This is a genomic window from Caulobacter sp. Root1455 (assembly GCF_001426905.1).
Classification (GTDB): Bacteria; Pseudomonadota; Alphaproteobacteria; order Caulobacterales; family Caulobacteraceae; genus Caulobacter.
The window spans coordinates 659,418-683,257 of the sequence record NZ_LMFQ01000024.1 but is presented as its reverse complement, the minus strand read 5'-3'; the positions used below and the strand labels follow the sequence as shown (position 1 = coordinate 683,257).

23 protein-coding genes and 1 pseudogene are annotated in these 23,840 nt (G+C 68.3%); 9 read left to right on the top strand and 15 right to left on the bottom strand.

Going from position 1 to position 23,840, the window contains the following annotated elements:
* Positions 1–21: 21 nt before the first annotated feature.
* The 3 genes from ASD21_RS20800 to purC form a co-directional block, all read right to left on the bottom strand.
* Positions 22–507 carry a DUF3291 domain-containing protein gene (locus ASD21_RS20800; protein ID WP_056445901.1) on the bottom strand — a complete coding sequence of 162 codons (486 nt, stop codon included), beginning with the start codon at positions 505–507 and terminating at the stop codon, positions 22–24.
* A gap of 145 nt (positions 508–652) precedes the next feature.
* Positions 653–892: a phosphoribosylformylglycinamidine synthase subunit PurS gene (gene purS / locus ASD21_RS20795; protein ID WP_056445899.1), complete on the bottom strand. Its 240-nt coding sequence runs from the start codon at positions 890–892 to the stop codon at positions 653–655.
* An 11-nt stretch (positions 893–903) separates the two neighbouring features.
* Positions 904–1,662 carry a phosphoribosylaminoimidazolesuccinocarboxamide synthase gene (gene purC / locus ASD21_RS20790; RefSeq protein ID WP_056445895.1) on the bottom strand — a complete coding sequence of 253 codons (759 nt, stop codon included), beginning with the start codon at positions 1,660–1,662 and terminating at the stop codon, positions 904–906.
* Between the two features lie 290 nt (positions 1,663–1,952).
* On the opposite strand from purC, the gene ASD21_RS20785 reads away from it, so the two are divergent.
* Complete coding sequence (locus tag ASD21_RS20785; protein ID WP_056445892.1) at positions 1,953–2,270, top strand: DUF1476 domain-containing protein; 318 nt, start codon at positions 1,953–1,955, stop codon at positions 2,268–2,270.
* A 55-nt stretch (positions 2,271–2,325) separates the two neighbouring features.
* On the opposite strand, the gene ASD21_RS20780 is transcribed toward ASD21_RS20785, so the two are convergent.
* Positions 2,326–4,341, bottom strand: coding sequence for a M13 family metallopeptidase (locus tag ASD21_RS20780; RefSeq protein WP_056445889.1), 2,016 nt, complete (start codon positions 4,339–4,341; stop codon positions 2,326–2,328).
* Between the two features lie 99 nt (positions 4,342–4,440).
* Positions 4,441–4,929: a DNA-deoxyinosine glycosylase gene (locus tag ASD21_RS20775; protein ID WP_056445886.1), complete on the bottom strand. Its 489-nt coding sequence runs from the start codon at positions 4,927–4,929 to the stop codon at positions 4,441–4,443.
* Between ASD21_RS20775 and ASD21_RS25285 the strand changes: the two are divergent.
* Positions 4,928–5,052 (top strand): annotated as a pseudogene (locus ASD21_RS25285) (hypothetical protein); the annotation flags it as partial. The gene ASD21_RS20775 and the pseudogene ASD21_RS25285 sit on opposite strands and share 2 nt — an antisense overlap.
* Before the next feature lie 10 nt (positions 5,053–5,062).
* On the opposite strand, the gene purB reads toward ASD21_RS25285, so the two are convergent.
* Positions 5,063–6,373: an adenylosuccinate lyase gene (gene purB, locus ASD21_RS20770; protein ID WP_056445882.1), complete on the bottom strand. Its 1,311-nt coding sequence runs from the start codon at positions 6,371–6,373 to the stop codon at positions 5,063–5,065.
* 184 nt (positions 6,374–6,557) lie between these two features.
* Entirely contained in the window at positions 6,558–8,060 is a 1,503-nt protein-coding gene (locus ASD21_RS20765) for a spinster family MFS transporter (protein WP_156398451.1), read from the bottom strand.
* Positions 8,061–8,292: 232 nt separating this feature from the next.
* Here ASD21_RS20765 and ASD21_RS20760 point away from each other — a divergent pair, with 232 nt between their 5' ends.
* Positions 8,293–8,478, top strand: coding sequence for a hypothetical protein (locus ASD21_RS20760; protein WP_056445876.1), 186 nt, complete (start codon positions 8,293–8,295; stop codon positions 8,476–8,478).
* A gap of 191 nt (positions 8,479–8,669) precedes the next feature.
* Positions 8,670–9,290 carry a glutathione S-transferase family protein gene (locus ASD21_RS20755; protein ID WP_056445873.1) on the top strand — a complete coding sequence of 207 codons (621 nt, stop codon included), beginning with the start codon at positions 8,670–8,672 and terminating at the stop codon, positions 9,288–9,290.
* Between the two features lie 5 nt (positions 9,291–9,295).
* Here the strand turns inward: ASD21_RS20755 and ASD21_RS20750 are convergent, their stop codons facing one another.
* From ASD21_RS20750 to pelA, 4 genes are all read right to left on the bottom strand, one after another.
* Complete coding sequence (locus ASD21_RS20750) at positions 9,296–9,946, bottom strand: glutathione S-transferase family protein (RefSeq protein WP_056445865.1); 651 nt, start codon at positions 9,944–9,946, stop codon at positions 9,296–9,298.
* Between the two features lie 108 nt (positions 9,947–10,054).
* Positions 10,055–10,528, bottom strand: a complete 474-nt coding sequence (locus ASD21_RS20745; protein ID WP_056445862.1) for an SRPBCC family protein — start codon at positions 10,526–10,528, stop codon at positions 10,055–10,057.
* 24 nt (positions 10,529–10,552) lie between these two features.
* On the bottom strand, positions 10,553–10,894 hold the full coding sequence (locus tag ASD21_RS20740) for an ArsR/SmtB family transcription factor (protein WP_056445859.1): 342 nt from the start codon (positions 10,892–10,894) through the stop codon (positions 10,553–10,555).
* Positions 10,895–11,027: 133 nt separating this feature from the next.
* A complete protein-coding gene (gene pelA / locus ASD21_RS20735) occupies positions 11,028–12,356 on the bottom strand; it encodes a pectate lyase (protein ID WP_056445856.1) in 1,329 nt (442 codons plus the stop codon).
* 148 nt (positions 12,357–12,504) lie between these two features.
* Here pelA and ASD21_RS20730 point away from each other — a divergent pair, with 148 nt between their 5' ends.
* Entirely contained in the window at positions 12,505–13,020 is a 516-nt protein-coding gene (locus tag ASD21_RS20730) for a hypothetical protein (protein ID WP_056445853.1), read from the top strand.
* Here the strand turns inward: ASD21_RS20730 and ASD21_RS20725 are convergent.
* The 3 genes from ASD21_RS20725 to pepN all read right to left on the bottom strand — a co-directional run bounded on the left by ASD21_RS20725 (position 13,017) and on the right by pepN (position 18,645).
* Positions 13,017–13,337 carry a low molecular weight protein tyrosine phosphatase family protein gene (locus ASD21_RS20725; protein ID WP_056445850.1) on the bottom strand — a complete coding sequence of 107 codons (321 nt, stop codon included), beginning with the start codon at positions 13,335–13,337 and terminating at the stop codon, positions 13,017–13,019. The two genes, ASD21_RS20730 and ASD21_RS20725, sit on opposite strands and share 4 nt — an antisense overlap.
* 7 nt (positions 13,338–13,344) lie before the next feature.
* Entirely contained in the window at positions 13,345–15,879 is a 2,535-nt protein-coding gene (pleC, locus tag ASD21_RS20720) for a cell cycle histidine kinase PleC (protein ID WP_056445847.1), read from the bottom strand.
* 174 nt (positions 15,880–16,053) lie between these two features.
* The gene (gene pepN, locus ASD21_RS20715; protein ID WP_056445845.1) at positions 16,054–18,645 is read right to left on the bottom strand and encodes an aminopeptidase N; all 2,592 of its coding nucleotides are present in this window, start codon (positions 18,643–18,645) and stop codon (positions 16,054–16,056) included.
* Positions 18,646–18,843: 198 nt separating this feature from the next.
* Between pepN and ASD21_RS20710 the strand changes: the two genes are divergently transcribed.
* Entirely contained in the window at positions 18,844–19,500 is a 657-nt protein-coding gene (locus tag ASD21_RS20710) for an OmpW/AlkL family protein (protein ID WP_056445842.1), read from the top strand.
* Positions 19,501–19,819: 319 nt separating this feature from the next.
* Positions 19,820–20,740 carry a CPBP family intramembrane glutamic endopeptidase gene (locus ASD21_RS20705; protein WP_056445839.1) on the top strand — a complete coding sequence of 307 codons (921 nt, stop codon included), beginning with the start codon at positions 19,820–19,822 and terminating at the stop codon, positions 20,738–20,740.
* Here the strand turns inward: ASD21_RS20705 and ASD21_RS20700 are convergent.
* Positions 20,737–21,306, bottom strand: a complete 570-nt coding sequence (locus ASD21_RS20700) for a hypothetical protein (protein WP_056445836.1) — start codon at positions 21,304–21,306, stop codon at positions 20,737–20,739. The genes ASD21_RS20705 and ASD21_RS20700 overlap by 4 nt on opposite strands.
* 148 nt (positions 21,307–21,454) lie before the next feature.
* Between ASD21_RS20700 and ASD21_RS20695 the strand changes: the two genes are divergently transcribed.
* Both ASD21_RS20695 and ASD21_RS20690 read left to right on the top strand, forming a co-directional pair.
* Positions 21,455–22,570 (top strand): acyl-CoA dehydrogenase family protein, encoded by a 1,116-nt coding sequence (locus ASD21_RS20695; RefSeq protein WP_056445833.1) that lies wholly within the window; start codon positions 21,455–21,457, stop codon positions 22,568–22,570.
* Positions 22,571–22,581: 11 nt separating this feature from the next.
* Entirely contained in the window at positions 22,582–23,805 is a 1,224-nt protein-coding gene (locus ASD21_RS20690) for an acyl-CoA dehydrogenase family protein (RefSeq protein WP_056445830.1), read from the top strand.
* The last annotated feature ends 35 nt before the right edge of the window (positions 23,806–23,840 follow it).

The following is a 23,840-nucleotide window of genomic DNA, read 5'->3' as shown; positions in this document are numbered from 1 at the left end:
TTCAGACGGGCGGGAAGCCCGCTAGGCGCACTCGTCCAGCACCGGCTCCACGCTCGCCTGGTCCGGAGCCGGGAAGGGAACCTTGAACGTGAAGGCCTCTGGCGTCGGGCCGTTGGCCTCGAGCAGGGCCAGCTTGGCCTTGGCTTCCTCGATGGTCGGCCGGCGGCCGGCGGGCACCCACCACAGGACCATGTAGAGGTCCATGTGCTCGAACCACTCGCGGCGGCGGCGCATGATCGCCACGTGGTCGCTGCGATAGACATAGGCGCCGAGCGAGGGGATGTCGGTCCAGACCGACATGTTCATCGCCATCATTGGATCGTCGTAGGGCTTGATGTCGGTGGCGTTGTCGCCCTCGCCGGTCAGCCGCCAGACGAAGCCAGGCGAGGCCTCGGCCAGGGCGTTGATGGGGTCGAGGTTGTCGACGAAGTCCTTGATCATCGGATGATCGACCGGCGCGCGCAGGCGCCCGAAATTGACCTGGGCCAGTTCGAACTTCGCGCTCATGGAATCCCTCCGCCGGTTTCATCGAACATGGGGCGGCGAAGCTTGGAGGGAAGGCCCAGGCAAAGAAAAAGCGCCGCTCCAGGGGAGGGCGCTCGATCGTGACGCGGTTGGGGACATGCGCATGCGCATGTCCCCAGGCGTCGCCCTAGGCGATCTCGACGCGGTAGCTTTCGATGACCGCGTTGGCCAGCAGCTTGTCGCACATGGCCTTGACCTCGGCTTCGGCCTTGGCGGCGTCGGTCTGCGTCAGGTCGAACTCGATGGTCCGGCCGACCCGCACGCCCGACACGTCGGACCAGCCCAGGCCGTGCAGGGCGGCTTCGACGGCCTTGCCCTGAACGTCCAGGACGCCGGGCTTGAGGAACACTTGAACCTTGGCTTTCATGATCTTCCCGACTAGTGCACGCCGCCTTGGATGACGGTGGGCATTTCCTTCATGATGCCGAGGCGGCGGGCCACCTCGGTGTAGCTTTCGATGACATTGCCCAGATCGCGGCGGAACCGGTCCTTGTCCATCTTCTCGTTGGTGGCCGAGTCCCACAGGCGGCAGCTGTCGGGGCTGATCTCGTCGGCCAGGATCACGCGGCTGAAGTCACCTTCATAGACGCGGCCGAACTCGATCTTGAAGTCCACCAGGGTGATGCCGACGCCGCTGAACAGGCCCGACAGGTAGTCGTTCACCCGCAGGGCCATGGCCATCATGTCGTCGATCTCCTGGGTGGCGGCCCAGTTGAACGCGGTGATGTGCTCCTCGGAGACCATCGGGTCGCCCAGCTTGTCGTCCTTGTAGTAGAACTCGATGATCGAGCGCGGCAGCGGGGTGCCTTCGGCCAGGCCCAGGCGCGTGGCGATCGAGCCGGCGGCGATGTTGCGCACCACCACTTCGAGCGGGATGATCTCGACTTCCTTGATCAGTTGCTCGCGCAGGCTCAGGCGGCGGATGAAGTGGTTCTGCACGCCGATGCCGTTCAGACGAGTCATGATGTACTCGCTGATCCGGTTGTTGATCACGCCCTTGCCCTCGAGAACCGCCTTTTTCTGGGCGTTGAAGGCGGTGGCGTCGTCCTTGAAGTACTGGATGAGGGTGCCCGGCTCGGGTCCCTCGTACAGGATCTTGGCCTTGCCTTCGTAGATCTTCTTGCGGCGGGTGGTCATGGCTCTCGTCGAGGCCCTTCATGGTTGCGGGCGCGCCCTTCCCGGAATAATCCGGAGAAACGAAAAGCGCGCGCGGCGGATAGCTGCGCGCGGCGTTCGACTCAAGGCCGCTCACGAAAAATGTCGTCGCGAAACTAGCTGAACGCGGCCCTTGGCGCAAACAGCCCTAGTCTCGGCGGCGGGATTGTGAGCGGGATTGTGAACGTATCTGGGGCAATGCGGCGTTGCTTCCGATTGCCGGGCGGCTCGCCACGGGATATGCAGCCGGCTCAGAGACTATTGGGGCTTTCATGACCACCTTCGACGAACGCGAACAGGGTTTCGAACGCAAGTTCGCGCTGGAGCAGGAACAAGAGTTCAAGGCGACCGCCCGTCGCAACCGCCTGCTGGGCGAATGGGCGGCCGGCCTGATGGGCCTGACGACCATCGAGGAATACGCCCGCGCCGTGGTGAAGTCCGACTTCGAGCAGCCCGGCGACGAGGATGTGCTGCGCAAGGTCGCCGGCGACCTGAAGGGCTCGGGCGTCAGTGTCAGCGAGGGCGAGGTCCGCCGGAAGATGGACGAACTGCTGGCCCTGGCCCGCGGTCAGATCGCCGCCGGCGAGTAGGCTTTCGCGTTTGCGATGCTGAAAGGGCCGCCCCTCGGGGCGGCCCTTTTGCGTGTCACCACACCCGCGAGCGATCCTCGGGCTTCAGGTAATAGGTGTCGCCCGGCTTGACCCCGAAGGCGGCGTACCAGGCGTCGACGTTGCGGGTGGGGCCCACCACGCGGAACGACGACGGCGAATGCGGGTCGGACGCCATCTGCTGCTTGAGCGAGTCGGGGCGGGTCTTGTCCTGCCAGGCCTGGGCGAAGGCCAGGAACAGGCGCTGGTCGCCGGTCAGTCCGCCGATCACCGGGGCGGGCTTGCCGTCCAGCGAGGCGTGGTAGGCGTCCAGGGCCACCTGCAGGCCGGCCAGGTCGGCGATGTTCTCGCCCATGGTCAGCTTGCCGTTGATCTTGCTGCCAGGCACGGGCTCGTAGGTGTCGTACTGCTTGCCCAGCACGTCGGCCTGGGCGTCGAAGCGCTTGGCGTCCTCGGCGGTCCACCAGTCGCGCAGCTTGCCGGTGGCGTCGATCTTGCGGCCCTGGTCGTCGAAGCCGTGGCTGATCTCGTGGCCGATCACCGCGCCGATCGCGCCGTAGTTCACCGCCGGATCGGCCGCCGGGTCGAAATAGGGGGCCTGCAGGATGCCGGCCGGGAAGACGATCTTGTTCTCCAGCCCGCCGTTGTAGGCGTTCACCGTCTGCGGGGTCATGCCCCACTTGGCGTGATCGACCGGCTTGCCCAGGTCGCTCAGGGTGTAGGCCCACTCGAACCGCCGGCTGGCCGCGACGTTGCCGTAGAGGTCGTTCACGTCCAGCTTCAGGCCCGAATAGTCGCGCCACTTGTCCGGATAGCCGACCATCACCTGCATCTTGGACAGCTTGGTCAGGGCCTCGGTCTTGGTGGCTGGGCTCATCCACGGCGCCTGCTGGATCCGCGCCGCCATGGCCGTCTTCAGATTGGCGATCAGCTCGACCATCTGGGCCTTGGAGCTGGGCGGGAAGTACTTGGCGACATAGGTCTGGCCGACCACCTCGCCCAGGCTGCCGTCGACCAGTTGCACGCCGCGCTTCCAGCGGGGCCGCAGGGTGGCCTGGCCGGTCAGGACCTTGATGTACTCGAAGCGGCTGTCGACGAAGCGCTTGGAAAGGTAGGGCGAGGTCTCGGACACGACGTTGGCGGTTTGCCAGGCCTTGAGGGTCTCCAGCGGGGTCTCGGCGTAGATCTTGGCGATGTCGCGCACGGCGGTCTTCTCGCCCAGCACCACCTTGGTCAGACCCGGCATGTCGGCGGCGGTCAGATAGCCGGACCAGGGGAACGGCGCGTAGGCGTCCAGCTCGGCGGCGGTGACGGGGTTGTAGACCTTGTCGATGTCGCGACGCTCGGCGACTTCCCAGCTGACCTTCGCGATCCTGGTCTCGAAGGCCAGGACGTCGGCGGCCGACTTGGCCGGGTCCGGATAGCCGGCCATCTTCAGGGCCCGCTCGACAAAGGCCGTATAGGCCGCCAGCTGCGGCTTGAAGCCGTCGGTCAGGTAGTAGTCGCGGTCGGGCAGGCCCAGGCCGGCCTGGCCGATATAGAGGGTGTTGATCTCGGGGTTCTTGGCGTCCGGAGCGATGTCCAGCGAGAAGACGCCGCTGCCGAACCCGCCTTGGGCGGCGCCCATGGCGGCGGCGAACTCGGCCTTGGTCTTGATCGCGGCGATCTTGGCCAGATCAGCCTTCAGGGGCTTGTCGTCGACCGCCTCGACCTTGGCCTCGTCGACGAAGCTCTTGTACAGGGCGCCGATCTGGGTCGAGGGCTCGGCCGTCTCGATCAGGGTGCGCAGCTGGTCCTGCGAGCGGTTGTAGACGTCGTAGCCGACGCCGGCCGAGCCCTGGTCGTCGGGGATCTTGGTGCGCGCCGCCCAGGCGCCGTTGGCGTACTTGTCGAAATCGGAGCCCGGCGAGACCGACTTGTCGCCGGCGGTCAGATCGACGCCCCAGTCGCCGTACATCGGTTTGCCCACAGGGGGCTTGCTAGGAGGATCGGCGGCGACGGCGGCGGTGGACATCGCGAACGCCGAGACGGCGGCCAGCAGGATCGTGCGCATTGGAACAAGGTCTCCCCTTAGAGCCGGGGATGCTGCCCTAGTTGTGAGGCGGGCGCAGATGAAAATCCTGTAATGTGGCGGAGCTTTGGGCGTTCGCCTTCAGGCGAGCCACTCGCTGATCGCCCGCCAGGCTTCCGCCTTCTGCTCGAACGACCGCGCCGCGTGGGCCGGACTGGACGACGGCAGGGCCAGGGTCGCGACGCGGCCGCCGATCAGCCGTCCGCCCAGCCTGGCCGCCGTCCCGCCGTTGAAGGCCACGGCGCGCAAGGCCGACAGGGCGTCGATCAAGGCGACCAGATCGTTGGCGGCGGGGTCGCGGATGGCGGCGTCCAGGCTCCCCGGCCGTTCGGCCTCGGCGATCACGTCCCACAGGCCCACGCCACGCGCGAGCAGGGCGGCCAGGCGGTCTTCATAGGACAGGGGCACCAGGGGCGCGTCGAGCACCCCCTCCATCAGCCGCCAGAAGGCGTTGCGCGGATTGCCGTAATACTGGGCGAGCGCCAGCGAGGCCTCGCCCGGCAGGCTGCCCAGGATCAGGACGCGCGTGTTCGCGTCGACGACCGCCGGGAAGCCTGATTTGCGGGTCATGCGGGATGCCTCTTGGACCGAAAACCTCGTCCTTCGACAAGCTCAGGATGAGGTTTCCTACCGCACCGGCGCAAGAGCAGCCCTCATCCCGAGCTTGTCGAAGGACGAGGGCGGCTCCATCGGCGTTGAGCGCCTAGGCTTGCTCGCCGAACACCCGCTTGAAGATCACGTCGACGTTCTTGGTGTGGTAGCCGTAGTCGAACAGCTCCTCGAGCTCGGCGTCCGTCAAGGCCTTGGAGACCACCGGATCGGCTTTCAAAAAGTCGATGAACCGGCCCTCGCCGCGCCACACCTTCATCGAATTGCCCTGCACGGCGGCGTAGGCATCCTCGCGGCTGACGTCCTTGTGGGTCAGGGCCAGCATCACCCGCTGCGAGAACACCAGGCCGCCCAGCTTGTCCAGGTTCTTGGCCATGTTGTCGGGATAGATGTTGAAGCGCTCTATCACCCCGGCCAGGCGGCGCAGGGCGAAGTCGAGGTGGATGGTGGCGTCCGGCCCGATGCCGCGCTCGACCGACGAGTGGCTGATGTCGCGCTCGTGCCAGAGGGCGACGTTCTCCATCGCCGGGGTCACGGCCGAGCGCACCAGCCGGGCCAGGCCCGTCAGGTTCTCGGTCAGGATCGGGTTGCGCTTGTGGGGCATGGCCGAGCTGCCCTTCTGGCCCGGATCGAACGGCTCCTCGGCCTCCAGCACCTCGGTGCGCTGCAGGTGGCGGATTTCCGTGGCCAGGCGCTCGACCGACGAGGCGACCACGCCCAGGGCGGCGAAATAGGCCGCGTGGCGGTCGCGCGGGATCACCTGGGTCGAGACCGGCTCGACCTGCAGGCCCATCTTGTCGGCCACGTGCTGTTCGACCCGCGGATCGACATTGGCGAAGGTGCCCACCGCGCCGGAGATCGCGCAGGTGGCGATCTCGAACTTGGCCATCGCCAGGCGCTCCTTGGCGCGCTGGAACTCGGCGTAGTAGCCGGCCAGCTTCAGGCCGAAGGTGATCGGCTCGGCGTGGATGCCGTGGCTGCGGCCGACGCAGACCGTCATCTTGTGTTCCAGGGCCCGGCGCTTCAGGGCGGCCAGGATCAGGTCGACGTCTTCCAGCAGCAGGTCGGTGGCCTTGCTCAGCTGCACGGCGAAGCAGGTGTCCAGCACGTCCGAGCTGGTCATGCCCTGGTGCAGGAAGCGGGCCTCGGGGCCGACGATCTCGGCCACGTGGGTCAGGAAGGCGATGACGTCGTGCTTGGTGACGCGCTCGATCTCGTCGATGCGGTCGCTGTCCCAGACCGCGTCGCGGCCCTTTTCCCAGATCGTCTCGGCGGCCAGCTTGGGAATGACCCCCAGCTCGGCCATGGCGTCGGCGGCGTGAGCCTCGATCTCGAACCAGATCTTGTACTTGGTCTGGCTGGACCAGATGGCGGCGGCTTCGGGGCGGGAATAGCGGGTGATCATGAGGCGGGCGTTTGGTCCCGTCCGCCGGGTGAGTCAAGGGAAGGGGATTATTACTTGGAAGATCCTCCCCCTGTGGGGGAGGTGTCGGCGAAGCCGACGGAGGGGGGAGTTTGCCGAGGTGGGTCCGCTCCCCCCACCGGCGCTTTCGCGCCCCCTCCCCCACAGGGGGAGGGTCTTTGACGGCTCAGGCCTGGGCCGCCGCCCGTTCGCGCATGTGCTTGACCATGCCGATCGCCGCCAGGGCGTAATGCAGGGCGGCCCAGGCGTAGAAGCACAGGGAGACGATGATGCCCTGCTGGGTGGCTCGGGCCATGGCGCCGTGGCAGGCCTTGGCGAGATCGACGGGCGAGCCCTTGGGGGCCAGGCCGCCGGGGCACTGGGCGTTGAAGCTGGCCGCGCCGGGGTCGGCGAACGAGCCGCCCAGGGCGTGGAAGATCGTGGAGGCTTCGGGATGGTTGAAGTGGAACCGCGCCAGATGGTCGATCAGCCAGCCGGTGAACACCGGCCCGCCGCCCAGGGCGATCAGGTTCAGGAAGAAGAACAGCAGGGCGGTGGCCGTGGCCCGGCGGCGCGGCTCGACCGAGTTCTGAACCACGGCGAAGGTTGGGGCCAGATAGGTGTAGTGGAAGATGCCCGGGACCAGCAGGATCAGGGCGGTGGTCTGCCAGTTGGTCTGCAGATAGGCCGCGACATAGATCGGGGTGGCGATCAGCAGACCGATGGCAGGCACCAGGGCGTACCACTTGGCGCTGCGCTTGCCCGACCAGTCGGTCAGGAAGCCGCCGACCAGGGTGCCGATCCCGGCCGAGAAACCGCCGATCAGCCCGACGATCAGGCCCACCTGGGCCAGGCCCAGCCCATAGGTGCGGACGAAATAGGGCGGCACGAACGCGCCCGAGCCGTAAGAGCCGAACGAGGCGATGGTCACGCCCAGCATCATGTGCAGGACGGGCCACTTGCCGAACAGCACGGCCATGACCGCGCCCAGCTCCTTGAACTCGTTGGCCAGCGAGAAGGGCGGCTTGGGCGGCTCGACGACCACGTCTTCGGCTTCCAGGGGCCGTTCCTTGAGCTCCGAATGGCCGCGCGGCGGTTCCTTGACGATCAGCTTGACCAGCACGGCCAGGATGATCCCCGGCAGGCCGACGATCACGAAGGCCACGCGCCAGCTGAACTCCTGGGCCAGCCAGCCGCCGGCCACCGCGCCGAACATCGTGCCCAGCGGAATGCCGAACGAATAGATCGACAGGGCCGAGGCGCGCTTCTTGGGTTCGTAATAGTCGCTGATCAGCGAATGGGACGGCGGAGAGCAGCCGGCCTCGCCGACGCCGACGCCGAAGCGGTAGAGGGCCAGCTGGGCGAAGCTGGCGGCGCTGCCGCAGAGGGCCGTGAAGCCCGACCAGACGACCAGCGAGATCGAGATGATCGTCACCCGGTTCCAGCGCTCGGCCATCCGGGCGATCGGAATGCCCAGCAGGGTGTAGAGCAGGGCGAAATAGAGCCCTCCCAGCAGGCCCAGCTGGGTGTCGGTCAGCTTGAGGTCGACCTTTATGGCCTGGCCGATGGTGGCGATGATCGTGCGGTCGATGAAATTGAAGGTGTAGGTGGCGAGCAGCAGGCTCAGCACCGCGGCCTTGTAGCCATTGGAATACAGCGGCGTCGCGCCGGCTTGCGAAACTGGCGGCATCGCGCCGCCCGGCGTGTTCGCCTGCGCCATCCTGGGCCTCTCCCTTCAAACATTTGTTCTAATCGTTGGGCCGACTGTAGACGTAAGGGAAGCGGCAAGGCCAGAGGGGAAATCGCGGCGATTTCGGAGCGGCCGGATGAACGTGAGACAACAACGGCGCCCGCGTCGGTTCAGGCGCGAAGGCCTTCAATGACCCCATGGCCGCGACAGACGGTCGTCATGGAGGTCGCTCATGCAGGCCCTGCCGAATCCCAGCGCCGAGCCGGTCGAACGTTCGGCTCAGATCATTCCCTTCGCGGAGCTCAACAGGGCGCGTTCGCTGCGCGCCCTGGCCCAGGACCTAGGCGCGCCCGCCGAGCCGCACCCCTGGGCCTATGTCTTTCCCAGACCGTCCCAAACGCTGTCATCCCGGACGTAGCGAAGCGAAGATCCGGGACCGACCCGGAACTCCGCGCTCAGGCGTCGGTCCCGGATCGGCGCGCTACGCGCTTGTCCGGGATGACAACGCGGTTGTGGTCGACAAGAGAAGCTCTCTTCCAAAGCTGGCGTTGTCCCGCGAGGACCGTCGCGCTAAGCCCGGGCGTCCGCCCGTTCGCGAAGGAGCTCGCCATGGAAATCGTCGTCGGCACCAAGAAATGGTCCAGCTGGTCGCTGCGCCCCTGGCTGGCGCTGAAGCGCACGGGCGAGGCCTTCAAGGAAACCGTGATCGAGCTGCGTCATGTCGGGACGTCCGAGGTCGAGATCGCCAAGCACTCGCCCAGCCACCTGGTGCCGGTGCTGAAGGACGGCGACCTGGCGATCTGGGACTCGCTGGCGATCTGCGAATATCTGGCCGAGAAATTCCCCGCCGCGAAGCTGTGGCCGCAAGACCCCGCCCTGAGGGCCTTGGGCCGCTCGGCGGCGGCCGAGATGCATTCGGGCTTCTCGTCCCTGCGCGGCGAATGCCCGATGGCGCTGGAGGCGGCGCCCCGCGTCGTGACGATCTCCGAGGCCACCCAGAAGGACGTGCGCAAGATCGTCGAGCGCTGGAACCAGCTGCTCGAGCGTTCGGGCGGGCCGTTCCTGGTGGGCGAGTGGTCGATCGCCGACGCGTTCTACACGCCGGTCGCCACCCGGTTCCGCACCTACGGGATCCACCTGTCGGACTATGGCGACGCCGGTCCGGCCGGGGCCTATTGCGAACGCCTGCTGCGGACGCCGGAGTTCCTGGCCTGGGAAGCCGACGCCTAGACGTCCTACTCGGTCGGGAACATCGCGAAATAGGGCTCGGCCTCCTGCAGCACCCGCGCGACCGACGGGCGGGCCAGCAGGCGGTCCAGATAGGCCGACACGTTGGGGTGAGCCTCGCCCAGCGGCGCCACCTTGTTTGCGTAGAACAGGGCCGGGGCGGCCGCGCAGTCGGCCAGGCCGAACGCCTCGCCCGCGGCCCAGGTCCGGCCCGCCAACTCGGCCTCCAGCAGGTCATAGGCCATGGCCAGCTGCGCGCGGGCGTTGGCCACGCCATAGGGATCCTTGGCGTCGGCCGGCCGGATCCGGTCGCCGACGATCGCCTGCATCGGCGTCATCACATAGAGATCGAACAATCTGTCCATCAGGCGCGTGCGCAGGGCGGCGTCCGGCTCGTCGGGAATGAACCGGACGGGGCCGGGATAGGTCGCTTGCAGATATTCGATGATCGTCGAGGACTCGGGCACCGTGCGGTCCCGCGCCGCGTCGCGCAGCAGCGGCATCTTGGCCGTCGGCCACAGCGCCTTGAACGCCGCGACGGCCTCGGGATCGCCGAAGTCGACCATCTGGGCCTCGAACGGCGTGTCGTTCTCGTAGAGGGGGATCAGCACCTTCCAGCAATACGAGGACAGCGGGTGCATGTGCAGGGTCAGGGACATCGTCTACTCCGTGGGTCCGTCGGGGACACGCACCCGCCCCTCGCGCATCGCCATGCGTCATCGGCGGATGGGGTGGGTGCGTGTCCAAATCTCGGCGCGGCGCCGGGGCTAGGCTTCCGCGCCTTCGCGTTCGAGCTCCTCCGCCAGCCTTTCGTACAGCTCGCGGCAGCCTTGCTCGCGCTGGGCCGGGAAGTCGAAGCCGTCGAGGAACGCGCCCTGCTCGGTGTAGGTCAGGCGGGTCTTCTTGCCCTCGGGCTTCAGCTCGATCGTGGCGACCGACACCGAGATGCGGTTGCCGTCGATGTCCATGGCGTAGGCCATGATCAGCCGCTGGTCCGGGACGATGTCCCAGTAGGTCGTCTCGTTGAGGATGACCATCTTGCCGTCGGGGCTGAAGCGTCCGTACTCCTGGCCGCCGACCCGGAAGTCGTAGGTGTATTCGGCCACGGGCCAGCCTTCGGACTTCACGAACCAGCGGTCGCGAGCCTCCGAATTGGAGAAGGCCCTGAACACCCGGGCGGGCGAGGCGTCGTAGACCCGATTGATGACGAAGGTGGCGTGGACGACGGAACGTTCGGTCATGATCCTATCCTCTTGAATTTGAAGTCAGTCTTCTTCGTCGCCGGCCGTGGCGCGCAGATACTCCTCCAGGCGGTCGAGCTTGCGTTCCATCAGCACGCGGCGGTCGTTGATCCAGGTCTCGGCGGCGCTGAGCGCTTCCGGTTCCAGGCGGCAGGTCCGCACCCGTCCCACCTTCTCCGAACGGATCAGGCCGCTGCCCTCCAGCAACTGCAGGTGCTGCATCACCGAGGGCAGGGACATGGCCAGGGGCTGGGCCAGTTCGCTGACCGAGGCCGGGCCGGCGCAGAGCCGTTCGACGATGCCGCGCCGACTGGGATCGGCCAGCGCCTGGAACATCAGGTCCAGCGAAGGCTGTTGGTTAGTCATATGCCTAAGTATCTGCGGGGCGCGGCGGGCGTCAAGAGATAGTTTGTCGATCGCCTAAGTATCCGTCCCGCCCAAACGAAAAACGCCTCGGACGCAAGGTCCGAGGCGTTCGGCGCGAGCGAAAGGGGCCGCCTCAATCGGCGGCCGGAGGGGCCTTTTTCCAGGCGGCGTAAGCGTCCAGCGCCTTTTTGGGGCTGGTGTTGAACCAGGAATAGCCATTGCGCCGCTCGAGGGTCAGCTCGTTGACGTCGTCGTGGAGGGTCTTGTCGCGGTCGCCGAAAATCGGGGTGTTGGAGCCCGCCATGTAGTAGCGGGCCCAGATCGGACCCGCGCCCGGCTTGGGCGTCAGGCGACGGCCGCCTTCGGCGTCGCGGTCGCCGCCCCAGACCTGGTCATGGATGGCGTTGGCCGCCAGATAGTCGGCGCCCGCGTGGACCGCCTTCACCAGGGTCGGCGACGGATTGGGCAGGCTCATCAGATAGACCAGCAGGTCGGCGCTTTCCTCGGTCGACAGCTGGGCCGGCTCGAAGTTGCGGCCGGCGACCGGCTTGAGCGTCAAGGCGTCGTGTTGCTGGGCCCAGATCGTGCGCTTGCCGTCGACGACGACCTGGGTGGCCAGGACGCAGGCCAGCGCCCGGTCGGCGGCCGCGGCCGCCTGCTTTCGGAGATCGGCGGGCGCGAAGGCGTAGTCGCCCTGACCCTCGGACACGTCGGTCAGCAGGGACGCGGCCTCGGTGACGGCGTCGTCGTTATAGGTGATGGCGTCGTGATAACCGCCTTCCAGCGGCCAGACCTGCGGCCAGCCGCCGTTCGGGAACTGGGCGGCCAGCAGATAGCGCACGCCGCGCAGGAAGCTGGCCCGCCAGGCCTGGCCCTCGGCGCCCGGCGCCTGGCGGGCGACGTGGGCCAGGAAGCGCAGCTCGGTGATGGTCGCGCCGTTGTCCAGGGTGCCGACATAGTTCCAGTGCGGGTCGCGCGGCGTGTCGAAGTCGTCGGCGGCCAGGTACTTGGAAACGTTGTCGGGCGCGTAGGGCTGACCCGGCCGGCGCGGGGCGCCCGTACGCGGCTGGTTCTTGCTCCAGCCGCCGGCCGGGGTCTGGAAGCTGACGATGACGTCGGCCACGTGACGGGCTTCCGGCGAGGCGTACCAGGCCGCGTCGCGGTCCAGCGGCATGGCCTTGGGACCGCCGGGACCTTCCTCGGGCGGCGGCGGCGTGGGTTGGCTGGGCTTCAGCTCGGCGGCCAGGGCGGCCCGGTCGGCCAGCTCCTGCTTGTCCGAGCGCGCCAGATAGGCCTTCCAGGCGTCGCGGTCCTTGGCGGGCAGGGCCTCGACGCGCGCGGCGCTGATCGCCCGCGCCGGGGTGTTGGTCCCCACGACGGCGGCGTGAGCAAAGGGCGCGACGGTCCCGCACAGCAGGACGGCGCTCAAGGCCAGGGCGGCGGGGAGGGGGCGCAGGGTCATGCGGGATATCCGACGGTCGGCCAGGGCGACCGTCGCGAAAGGTCATCCCAAAGCCAGGGGAGCGCACCCCATTTTTCCGCCCCGCGACAGACCGGGTTTACGGGCGGCCAAGGAGCGGCTTTCATCTGGGCCGCACCGGAGGATTGGAATGGCGACGCCAGGCGCGGCGGAAGTCTTGGCCGACGATTTCGACGATCCGCTGGTCAGTCGGATCGTCGCGTTCCTGCGCCAGATCGGAATCCCGGTCGAGGTCGCCGCGCTGGAGGACGAGACGTTCCTGCCGGGCGTCCTGGTGGCCGGCGGCGGCCTGCGGGTCGACCCGTCGCGCCTGGCCTGGCCGGGCGACCTGCTGCACGAGGCCGGTCACGTCGCCGTCGGCGATCCCGCGTGTCGCGACGACGGGGTGTCCGACGATCCCGGCGAGGAGATGGCGGCTCTGGCCTGGTCCTTCGCGGCCGCGACCCATCTGGGCCTGGACCCCTCGGTGCCCTTCCACGAGGGCGGCTATCGCGGTTGGGGTCCGACGATCGCCGAGAACTTCAGCGAGGGCGGCTATGTCGGCGTGCCGATGCTGGCCATGTGGGGACTGACCCATGAGCCGCGTCGCGCCAAGGCCATCGGGGCGCGGCCCTATCCGCACATGCTGGCCTGGCGGCGGACCTAGGGCAGGTGCGGGCCGACGCGCGTCCTGAGCAAGGTGATCAGGGCCGGATCCATGAACTCGTAGTTGTCGGGAATGTTCAGGCAGATCACGCGGCCCTTGATGTGCCGTTTGAACCGCTTCGACAGCTTGTTCCGGTGGACCCGCTCCATCACGAAGATGATGTCGGCCCATTCGACCAGTTCGCCGGTCAGAGGTTCTTCCGCGTCGTGGTTGGTGCCCGCCGAACTCGCCTCGACGCCGGGCCAGGTCGAAAACACCTGCTCGGCGGTGGGGCTGCGCAGTTTGTTCTGGCTGCAGATGAAGAGAACGTGCTTCACGCGAAAGTCAGGCCGCGGCGAAGTCGCGATGCACCAACAGGCCGCCCTGGTTGATCGGCAGGATGAAGCTGGCCGTGGTGCCTTCGCCGGGGGTGGAGGTCAGCTCCAGCGCGCCGTCGTGCATCTCGACCAGCGACTTGGTCAGGGCCAGGCCCAGGCCCGTGCCCTGGGTCGTCTTGGCGTGCTGGCTTTCGACCTGCTCGAAGGGCCTGGCCAGGCGGGCCAGGTCTTCGGGCGCGATGCCGATGCCGGTGTCGGTGACCGAGACCCGCACGCGCTCGCCCAGCGGATCGCGGCGCACCTCGGCCCGCACCGTCACCCGACCGGCGCGCGGGGTGAACTTGATGGCGTTGGACAGCAGGTTCAGCAGCACCTGCTTGACCGCGCGGTAGTCGGCCTCGACCTCGGGCAGGGCGGGGAAGTCGACCTCGAGCTTCAGGCCGGCGGCCTCGGCCCGGTTGCGCACCAGCCGCACGGCGTCCTCGGTGACGTCCTCGAGGCTCAGCGGCTCGAACTTCAGGTTCATCTTGCCGGCTTCGATCTTCGACATGTCCAGGATGTCGTTGATCAGGGCCAGCAGGTGCTGGCCGGAATTGTGGATGTCGAGGCTGTAGCCCTTGTAGCGCTGGTCCCCGAGCGGGCCGAACATCTCGTTCATCATGATCTCGGAGAAGCCGTTGATGGCGTTCAGCGGCGTGCGCAGCTCGTGGGACATGTTGGCCAGGAACTCGCTCTTGGCCTTGTTCGCGCCCTCGGCCTTGACCTTCTCCATCTCGTACTTGCGGGCCAGCTCGGCCAGTTGCTCCTGGCTGCGCTCGAGGCCGGCGACGGCGTACTGCAGCTGCTCTTCGTTGAGGCGGCGGGCCTCTTCCTGGTTCTTGATCGCGGTGATGTCGGCGGCGGTCATCACCAGGCCGCCTTCGGCCGTGCGGCGCTCGCTGATCTGGATCCAGCGGCCGTCGTTCAGCTCGGCTTCGCGTACGCCCTTGGCGCCGTCGGGGGCGGGCTGGTCGTGCTTGATGGCCAGGGCGGCGAAGCGGTTGACCTCGTTGCGGGGCGCGCCGGGCTTGAGCAGCTTGGGCTCGAGGTTGAAAACGTTGCGGTAGTTGCGGTTGCACATCAGCAGCCGGCCCTGGCGGTCCCAGAGCACGAAGGCTTCCGACACGCTTTCGATGGCGTCGCGCAGGCGGTTCTCGGCGGCCTGGGCGCGGGCCTGAGCCAGGCGCTCCTCGGTGACGTCCAGCGCCACGCCGATGATCCGCGAATAGCCGTCCTCGCCGGGCTTGCCGAAGCCCTGTCCCCGGGCGTCGATCCAGATGGCGCGGCCGCCGTCGCGCGACGGCACGCGGAACGACACGTCGAAGGCCCCGTAGGTCGCGGCGTTGGCCAGGGCCTGGCGGACCTTGTCGCGATGGTCGACCGAGACGCGGTCCAGCAGTTCCTGTCCTGGCACCACGCCGCCGCCGCCCCAGCCGAACATCGCGCCGGTGACGTCGGACATGAACACCTGGTCGGCGCTCAGCTCCCATTCCCAGATGCCGCAACGCGCGGCCTCGACGGCCAGGCGGAAGCGCTGCTCGCTGTCGACGAACTCCTTCTGGGCGGTTTCGACCCGCCGGCTCTGCAGCATCAGCATCAGGGCCAGGGCGATGCCCACGGCCAGCGGGGCCAGCAGCGAGAAGGCGCCTTCCATGACTTGGCGGTCGATATTGGCGACCGTGCGCGGCCTGGCCGCGGCGGCGGCCAGCAGGTCGCCCTGGGCCAGGGGCTGGATCGCGACATCGAGGGCCTGGCCGTCGACCGACTGGCCGCGCAGGGCCGCCGCGCCGTCGCCGAGGTCGTCGAGCGCCAGCGAGAAGGCTTCGCGCAGATTGGTCGCGCCCTGGATCGAACGGCCGCCGCCGGCGAGGATCCTGCCGTCGGACAGCATCAGGGCGCTGGCCGCGCCCTTGCCGGGGTCGGCGATCAGGCGGGCCGGGTCGCTGGAGGCGATGACGAAGCCGCGCCCGCCCGCGACCGGCGTGGCCATGGCCACGTACAGATGGCCGCTCGTCCCGCCGCCGATCCACAGGCTGCGGCCCGAGGCCCCGGCTGAGCGGGCGATGGTCTTCCAGTCGGCCGAAGCGTCGCGGCCGGCGACCGCCAGGACGTCGGTCGGGCTGACCACGGCCACGGCCATGGCTTCGCCGCCGGCGGCGCGCAGGGCGGTCTCGGCCGCGTCGATCGGGCTGTTGGCGTCGCGTTGCAGCAGGTCCGAGGCGGCCGACAGGCCGGCGCGCTGAGCGGCCAGATTGGTCTCGGCGGCGGCGGCCACCAGCTTGGCCTGGGCGGCCAGGGTCGCGCCGCCGGGCGGGGCGTTGGCCTCCTCCTTGAGCCGGCTGACGCCGAAGGCCGTATAGATGGAGAGAAGCAGGAGGGCGGCCAGGATGGCCAGGCGCACATAGGCCTGGGACGGCGACCGCGCGGCGCGCGAGCGGGCCGCGCCCGCCGCCGAAAGACCGGCCCCCGCCAGCCTCCCGGTTCTCGCCCCGCCACGCTCCAATGCCCGATGCTCCCGAAGACCCTCGGCGAGTCACTTCGCCGATATGGTGAATCTACCTTAGGCCAAAGGGGCGCGTCACCGCCGAACCGTGGTTTTGACCAGGGATGGGCCCTTTAGTCGCAACTCGGACGGCGGAGAATCGTCTCAAGCTCGTCGCCAGCGGCAGCCGGAGCGTCAGTCCAGGGCCCGCGACACCAGCTCCAGCACGTTCTTCGACAGGCCGACATGGTCGCGGATGCGCTCCAATTGCTCGCGCATGAGGGCGCCGAGTTCGGGGACGTAGCGCCGCCAGGCCCCCAACGGCTCGACCAGCCGCGCGGCGGTCATCGGGTTGAAGCCGTCGACGGCCAGGATCTGGTCGGCCAGGAAGCGGTAGCCGGCTCCGCTCTCGTCGTGGAAACGGGCCGGATTGCCGCTCGAGAAGCCCTGGACCAGGGCCCGCAGGCGGTTGGGGTTGCCGGCGTCGAAGTCGGGATGGGCGGTCAGGGCCAGGATCCGGCCGATCGCGCCCTCGCCGGGATCGCGGGCCTGGGCGGCGAACCATTTGTCCAGCACCAGCGGCTCGTGGCGCCACTGGGCGTGGAAGGCGGTCAGGGCCTTTTCGGCCGGTGCGCCGCCGATCGTCACCAGGGCCAACAGGCCGCCCATGGCGTCGGTCATGTTGGCGGCGCTCTCGAAGTGGCCCACGACCCGCTCAACATTGACCGCGTGCGGATCGGCCGCCAGCAGGTCGCAGCAGGCGTTGCGCAGGGCGCGCTTGCCGGCAGCCCGGGCGTCGGCCGAGAACTCGCCGCCGCTCTGCAGGTCGCCGTGCAGCCGCCGCAGCAGGTCGCCCAGGTGGACGGCGATGACGGTCTTGAGGTGGTCGCGCGCCGCGTGGATCGCGGCCGGATTGACGGGATCGACCGCCAGGCTTAGGTCGCCCTCGGTGGGCAGGGCCAGCAGCAGGGCCTTGAAGGCCGGGTCCGAGGCCTCGTCGACCAGGGCCTTGCCCAGGGCGTCGGCGTAACGCTCCTCGCCGACCTCGTCAGGGGCGTCGGCGGCCCGGCCCAGGATCAGCTCGCGGGCCAGGGTCTGGCCGGCTTCCCAGCGATTGAACAGGTCCGGATCGGCGGCGAACTGAACGTAGCGGTCGACGGCGCGGGTGTCGGTGGTCAGGTTCACCGGGGCGGAGAAGCCGCGCAGGGCCGAGATCACCGGGATGCTGTCGACGCCCTCCCAGCGCACGGTCGTGGCGGCCGTGTCCAGCATCACCACCTCGCTGCCGCGCAGCACCTCGCCGTCGCTGTCCAGCAGGCCGATGGTCACCGGCACGGGCAGGGGGCGCTTGACGGGCTGGCCGTTGGTCGGGGCGGTGGACTGCGTGAGCGTGATCTCCAGCGCCTTGGCCGCCTCGTCATAAACGTGGGTCAGCGACACGGCGGGCGTGCCGGCCTGTTCGTACCAGGCGAAGAAGTCGCTCATGTCGTGGCCCGAGGCGTCGGCGAAACACGCGATGAAGGCCTCGACCGTGGTCGCCTCGCCGTCATGGCGCTCGAAATAGAGGTCCAGGCTCTTGCGGAAGGTCGCCGCGCCCAGGATCGTCTTGAGCATCCGGATCAGTTCGGAGCCCTTCTCGTAGATCGTCGCGGTGTAGAAGTTGTCGATCTTCAGATAGCTCGACGGCCGCACCGGGTGGGCCAGCGGGCCGGCGTCCTCGGCGAACTGCCGCGCGCGCAACGCCTTGACGTCCTTGATCCGCTGGACCGCCTCGCCGCGCATGTCGGCGCTGAAGCTCTGGTCGCGGAAGACGGTCAGGCCCTCTTTCAGACACAGCTGGAACCAGTCGCGGCAGGTGATGCGGTTGCCGGTCCAGTTGTGGAAATATTCGTGGGCCACGACGCTTTCGATGCGCTCGTAGTCCATGTCGGTGGCGGTCTCGGGCTGGGCCAGCAGCAGGGAGCTGTTGAAGATGTTCAGCCCCTTGTTCTCCATGGCTCCGAAGTTGAAGTCGCGCACGGCGACGATCATGAACAGGTCCAGGTCGTATTCGCGGCCGAACGCCTCCTCGTCCCATTTCATCGAGCGCTTGAGGGCGTCCAGGGCGTAGGCGGCGCGTGGGGCCTGGCCGGGATCGACGAAGACCTTCAGGGCCACGGTGCGGCCGCTCATGGTGACGAAGCTGTCCTCCAGCACGTCCAGCGCGCCGGCCACGAGGGCGAACAGATAGGCCGGCTTGGGGAAGGGGTCGTTCCAGACGGCGAAGTGGCGGCCGTTCTCCAGGGGCCCGGACTCGACCAGGTTGCCGTTGCTCAGCAGGTGATGGAACGCCTCGTCGGCCTCGATCCGCGCGGTGAAGCGGCTCAGCACGTCGGGGCGGTCCGGGAAGAAGGTGATGGTGCGGAAGCCCTCGGCCTCGCACTGGGTGCAGAAGCGGCCGCCGGACATGTAGAGGCCCATCAGCGCCTTGTTGGCCGACGGGTCGATCTCGACCTCGGTGGTCAGGACGAAGCTGTCCGGAACCTGGTGGATCGTCAGGCCCTCGCCGTCGAGGCTGTATTCGTTGGCGCTGAGCGTCTCGCCGTCTATGGCCGCCGAGATCAGCTTCAGCCGCTCGCCGTTCAGGAACAGGGCCTCGCCGCCCTCGCCGCTGCGTTTGATCGCCAGCGTCGCCCTGACCCGCGTCGCGGCGGGTTCCAGCTGGAACTCCAGGGCGGTGGTCTCGATCAGGAACGGGAACGGACGGTAGTCCGAGAGCCGGACGGGCTGGGGCGTGTCTGTGCGCATGGCGGCAATGTAAGCGGGCTCGGCCCCGGCGGCGAGAGGTCCAAAGCGAGAAAGAGATGGGGCGCGATAGGTAGTGACCGCAATTCTCCCACAGAAATTGTGGTCTTTGTTCAAGATCAAAGTTCGCGGCCGCCGCCGGCCGCATCCCCCGTCCCGAGGCGTCCTTCGACGTCCGTCCGAGAGAAGGGGATATTATCCATGACCGCCGCCATCCGTTCGGCCCTGGCGCTCGCCGCCGCCGGCCTGTTCGCCGCATCGACCGCTCAGGCCCAGGAAGCCTTCGTGCCCAAGGCCAAGGGAACCTGGATGCTCAATGTCCGGGCCACGGAAGTCAGCCCCGACGCGGGCGATCCGATCGTGACCTCGGCCGGCGCGGCGACCGGTCTGCGCGCCGAGGTCTCTGACGACATGATGCCGACGATCGGGCTCAGCTACTTCGTCACCGACAAGATCGCCGTCGAAGTGATCGCCGGAACGACCCAGCACACGGTCAAGGCGGTGGGGCCGGGCACGGACGTCGAGGTCCACAAGACCTGGGTGCTGCCGCCGGTGGTGTCGGTGCAGTACCACCCCTATCCGGCGGCCAAGTTCAGCCCCTATGTCGGCGCGGGCCTGAACTACATGCTGTTCTACAGCGACAAGGACAAGAACGGCTTCAAGGTGAAGCTGGACGACGGGTTCGGCTATGCGCTGCAGGCCGGGGCCGACGTCGCGCTGACGGGCCGTTACAGCCTCAATGTCGATGTGAAGAAGATCTGGTTCGAAACCGACGCCAGCATCAATGACGGCGCCCTGAAGTCCAAGGTGAATCTGGATCCCTGGGTGGTCTCGGCCGGCGTCGGCTATCGGTTCTAGTCGGGCGGTTCTAGTCGGGCGCGCCGCCGGCGATGGGAGAGGACCGAACCGGAAGCGGGGCGGCGATGTCCGATCGGGAACGCGGCGCGCGCGGCCAAGGCCGCAAGCTGATCGGCGTGCGCGAGCTGGAGAAGGCTCCGCACGTCCGGCGCCGCTATAACAAGCGCGACAAGGGTGCGGGATCTACGCGGTCCGGCCCCAGGGGTGCGCCGATTTCGCCCGCGACTGGCCGCTGGGCCTCGCCGCCTAAACGGTTCTTCACTTGAACCGAGGCGCGACCTCCTCAAAGGTCGACCGATGTTCTGGGGGAGCTGATTCAATGTCGATGACGGATGTTTCGACGGCCAACGGGCTGGATCTGGGCTCGCGCCGGTTCCTGCATCCCGGGCCGCTGCGGTGGTTGCGGGCGCTGGGCTGGGGCGCGGCGCTGTTCGTGCTGTTCGGCTTGATCTACGGCCTGCTCGGCTTCGCGACGAAGCCCGGCCATACCCCCTTGTCTCCCGCCCTGTGCACCCTGCTCACGGTCGCGGTCAGCGCCGCCGCCTTCGCGCTGTACGCCGTCATGGTCAAGGGCGCCGAAGCGCGCTGGCCCACTGAACTGGAATTGAAGCAGGCCGGCGCCGAGTTGCTGATCGGCGTCGCGGCGGGCGTGGCGATGATGAGCGTGGTGGTCGGGGCGCTGCTGGCCTCGGGGCTCTACGAGATCTCGGGACCGCGCGCGGCCTCGCCCTGGGACATGATCTCGATCGCCATCTCTTCCGGCGCCTTCGAGGAGCTGATGTTCCGGGCGATCCTGCTGCGGCTGCTGATGCGGGCCATGGGGGCCTGGCCGGCCCTGGCGGTGTCGGCGGCGTTCTTCGGCCTCGCGCACCTGGGCAATCCCAACGCCACCCCGACCGCGGCCATCGCCATCGCCGTCGAAGCGGGCCTGATGCTGGCCTCGTTCTACATGCTGACTGGACGCCTCTGGATCTCGATCGGCGTGCACGGGGCGTGGAACTTCGCCCAGGGCTGGATCTACGGCGCGCGGGTTTCCGGCCTCGACGTCAAGGACAGCCTCTATCTCAGCACGCCCAAGCCCGGTGCGCCCGAGTGGGCGAGCGGCGGTGCGTTCGGTCCCGAGGCCTCGGTCCCGGCCATGGTGGTCGGCACCGCCGTGGCGGTGGCGGTGCTCTATTGGGCCTGGAAGAAGGGGAATTTCAGGGCGCGCCCCGACGTCCCCAGGCTCGAGGCGGCTTAATCCGCCTCGACGACGCCCGGCGCGCCCTCGGCGGCGGCCGGCACCTCATAGAGGCTTCGTTCGATCGCGGAGGCCCGCTGGGCCAAGGCGACCACGGCCGGCGGCGCGTCCTCGGGATTGTCGGCGGCCAGCTCGATCAGTTGCCGCACCAGGGCGTGAAGCTGCGGCGCGGCGGCGATCAGCCGGGCCTGGAACTCGATCTTGCGCGGATCGCGGTCGTACTCGGCGCCGGGCGTGCGCCAGCCGCCCCAGTCGTTCGGGTCGGTGACGACGACCGGATAGGTGCCGGGATAGGGATGGTGCAGGCAGTCGCTTTCCTGCTGCCACTTGTTGCGGGCCCGCAGGATGCGCCAGTTGGCCGTCGCCGCGCCGCCCGTCTCGTCGATGCGGTCTTCCGGCTTCAGCTCGCTGGCCTGGAACTCGCGACCCAGGCCGACGTCGTAGGTGACGCGCACCGGTTCGTCGAAGCCCTTGGCCCAGACCGGCACGATCTTCTCGATCGTCGCCCAGGCGCCGACGCTCTCGACCCACACCTTCTGGTTCCGCTGGAAGACGGTCTTTGCCACGCACGCATTCTCTCTGAGTTCGGGGCCGCCATAAGAACCTGAAATCCTTGACGCGAGGTCAATCTTTCCCTGAGGCGAACGATCGTTCATCGTGCTTTCCGAGCCGTTCCGCCACCTACAAGAGCGGGCGCCAAGGGAGGGAATCCGAGTGGATTTCGACTATTCCGACGACCAGAAGTTCCTGAAGGACGAGGCGCGCAAGTTCCTCGCCGCCCGTTGTCCTCCCTCGGTGGTGCGCGGCGTGCTCGACGATCCGGCCAAGAGCTACGACGCCGGGCTGTGGACCGCCGTGGCCGAGCAGGGCTGGCTGGGCGCGGCCATTCCCGAGGAATACAACGGCCTCGGCCTGGGGCGGGTGGAGCTGTGCGCCATCGCCGAGGAGTTGGGCCGGGCCGTGGCGCCGATCCCGTTCGCCTCGACGGTCTATGTCCTGGCCGAGGCGGTGATGGCCCACGGCAGCGAGGCCCAGAAGGCCGTCATACTGCCGCGCATCGCCGCCGGCGAGCTGATCGGCTGCCTGGCGACCTCGGAAGGTCCGGGCGTGATCACCCCTTCGGCCCTGCAGGCCAAGGTCGAGGGCGGCAAGCTCTCCGGCGTCAAGATCCCGGTCACCGACGGCGACGCGGCCGACATGGCCCTGGTGCTGGCCAACGAGGGCGGCCGTCCAGGTCTGTTCCTGGTCGATCTGCGGGCCAGCGGCGTGACGGTCGAGACCCTGGAAAGCCTGGATCCGACGCGCGGGGTGGCCCGCCTGACCTTCGATGGCGCGACGGCCGACCGGCTGGGCGAAGCGGGGCAGGGGTTCGCGCTGATGCAGGCCGTCCTCGACCGCGCCGCCGTGCTGTTGGCCTTCGAACAACTGGGCGGGGCCGACCGCTGCCTGGAGATGGCCCGCGAATACGCCCTGGGCCGCTACGCCTTCGGCCGCGTCATCGCCGGCTACCAGGCGATGAAGCACAAGATGGCCGACATGTACGTCAAGAACGAGGTCGCCCGCTCCAACGCCTATTACGGCGCCTGGGCGCTGAACGTCGACGCGCCGGAACTGCCGACCGCCGCCGCCGCCGCCCGCATCGCCGCTTCCGACGCCTTCTGGTTCGCCAGCAAGGAAAGCGTCCAGGTCCACGGCGGCATGGGCTTCACCTGGGACGTCGACTGCCACCTCTACTATCGCCGCTCGCGACAGCTGAGCCTGGTGGCCGGATCGCCCAAGCTCTGGAAGGAGCGGCTGGTGAGCGAACTCGAGAAAAAGAACGCGGCTTAGGGACAAAGATCATGGATTTCAACGACTCACCCGAAGAAGCCGCCTATCGCGAAAAGGCCCGCGCCTGGCTGGTCGAGGCCGCCGCCGCGCATCGCGCCGAGCATGGCGAACCCAAGCCGACCACGCCTGAACACATGGCGGCGGGCAAGGCCTGGCAGGCCCGCAAGGCCGCCGCCGGCTACGCCTGCATCACCTGGCCCGCCGGCGTGGGCGGGGGCGGGGGCACGCCGATCCAGTCGGTGATCTTCGGCCAGGAAGAGGCCAAGGCCGGCGTCGGCTACGGCTACTTCACCATCGGCCTGGGCATGTGCGTGCCCACGGTCATGGCCTTCGCCGACGACGCCACCAAGCAGCGCTTCGTCTCGCCCGCCGTGAAGGGCGAGGAGATCTGGTGCCAGCTGTTCTCCGAACCCGCCGGCGGCTCCGACGTCGCGGCCCTGCGCACCCGCGCCGTGAAGGACGGCGACGACTGGGTCATCAACGGCCAGAAGGTCTGGACCACCGGCGCCCACTATTGCGACTACGGCATCCTGCTGGTCCGCACCGATCCCGACGTGCCCAAGCACAAGGGCCTGACCATGTTCTGGATCGACATGCGCGATCCGGCCGTCGAGTGCCGGCCGATCCACCAGATGTCGGGCGGGCGCGAGTTCAACGAGGTCTATTTCACCGACCTGCGGGTCAAGGACAGCCAGCGGCTGGGCGCGGTCGGCGACGGTTGGAAGGTGGCCCTGGTCACCCTGATGAACGAGCGCCTGGCGGTCGGCGGCTCGGCCGGGCCGGACTATCGCCAGGTCATGGAGCTGGCGCGCGGCCTGTCGGGCGCCAACGGCCCGGCGCTGAAGGACGCCGCCTTCCGCGAGAAGCTAGCCGACTGGTACGTCAATTCCCAGGGCCTGAAGTTCACCCGCTTCCGGACCATGACCGCCCTGTCGCGCGGCCAGACGCCGGGACCGGAAAGCTCGATCGGCAAGATCATCTCGGCCAATCAGCTTCAGGACCTGGCCAATACCGCCGTCGAAGCCCAGGGCGAATACGGCATCCTGACCGATCCGGCCCTGGCCCCCATGGAGGCGGCCTTCCAGGCCAGCCTGATGTGGGCTCCGGGCCTGCGGATCGCCGGCGGCACCGACGAGATCCTCAAGAACATCATCGCCGAACGGGTCCTGGGCCTGCCCGGCGACGTCCGGGTCGACAAGGACGTGGCGTTCAAGGACATGCCCACCGGACGATGATCGCTGTTCGCCGAACATGACTCGCCTTTAGGGTG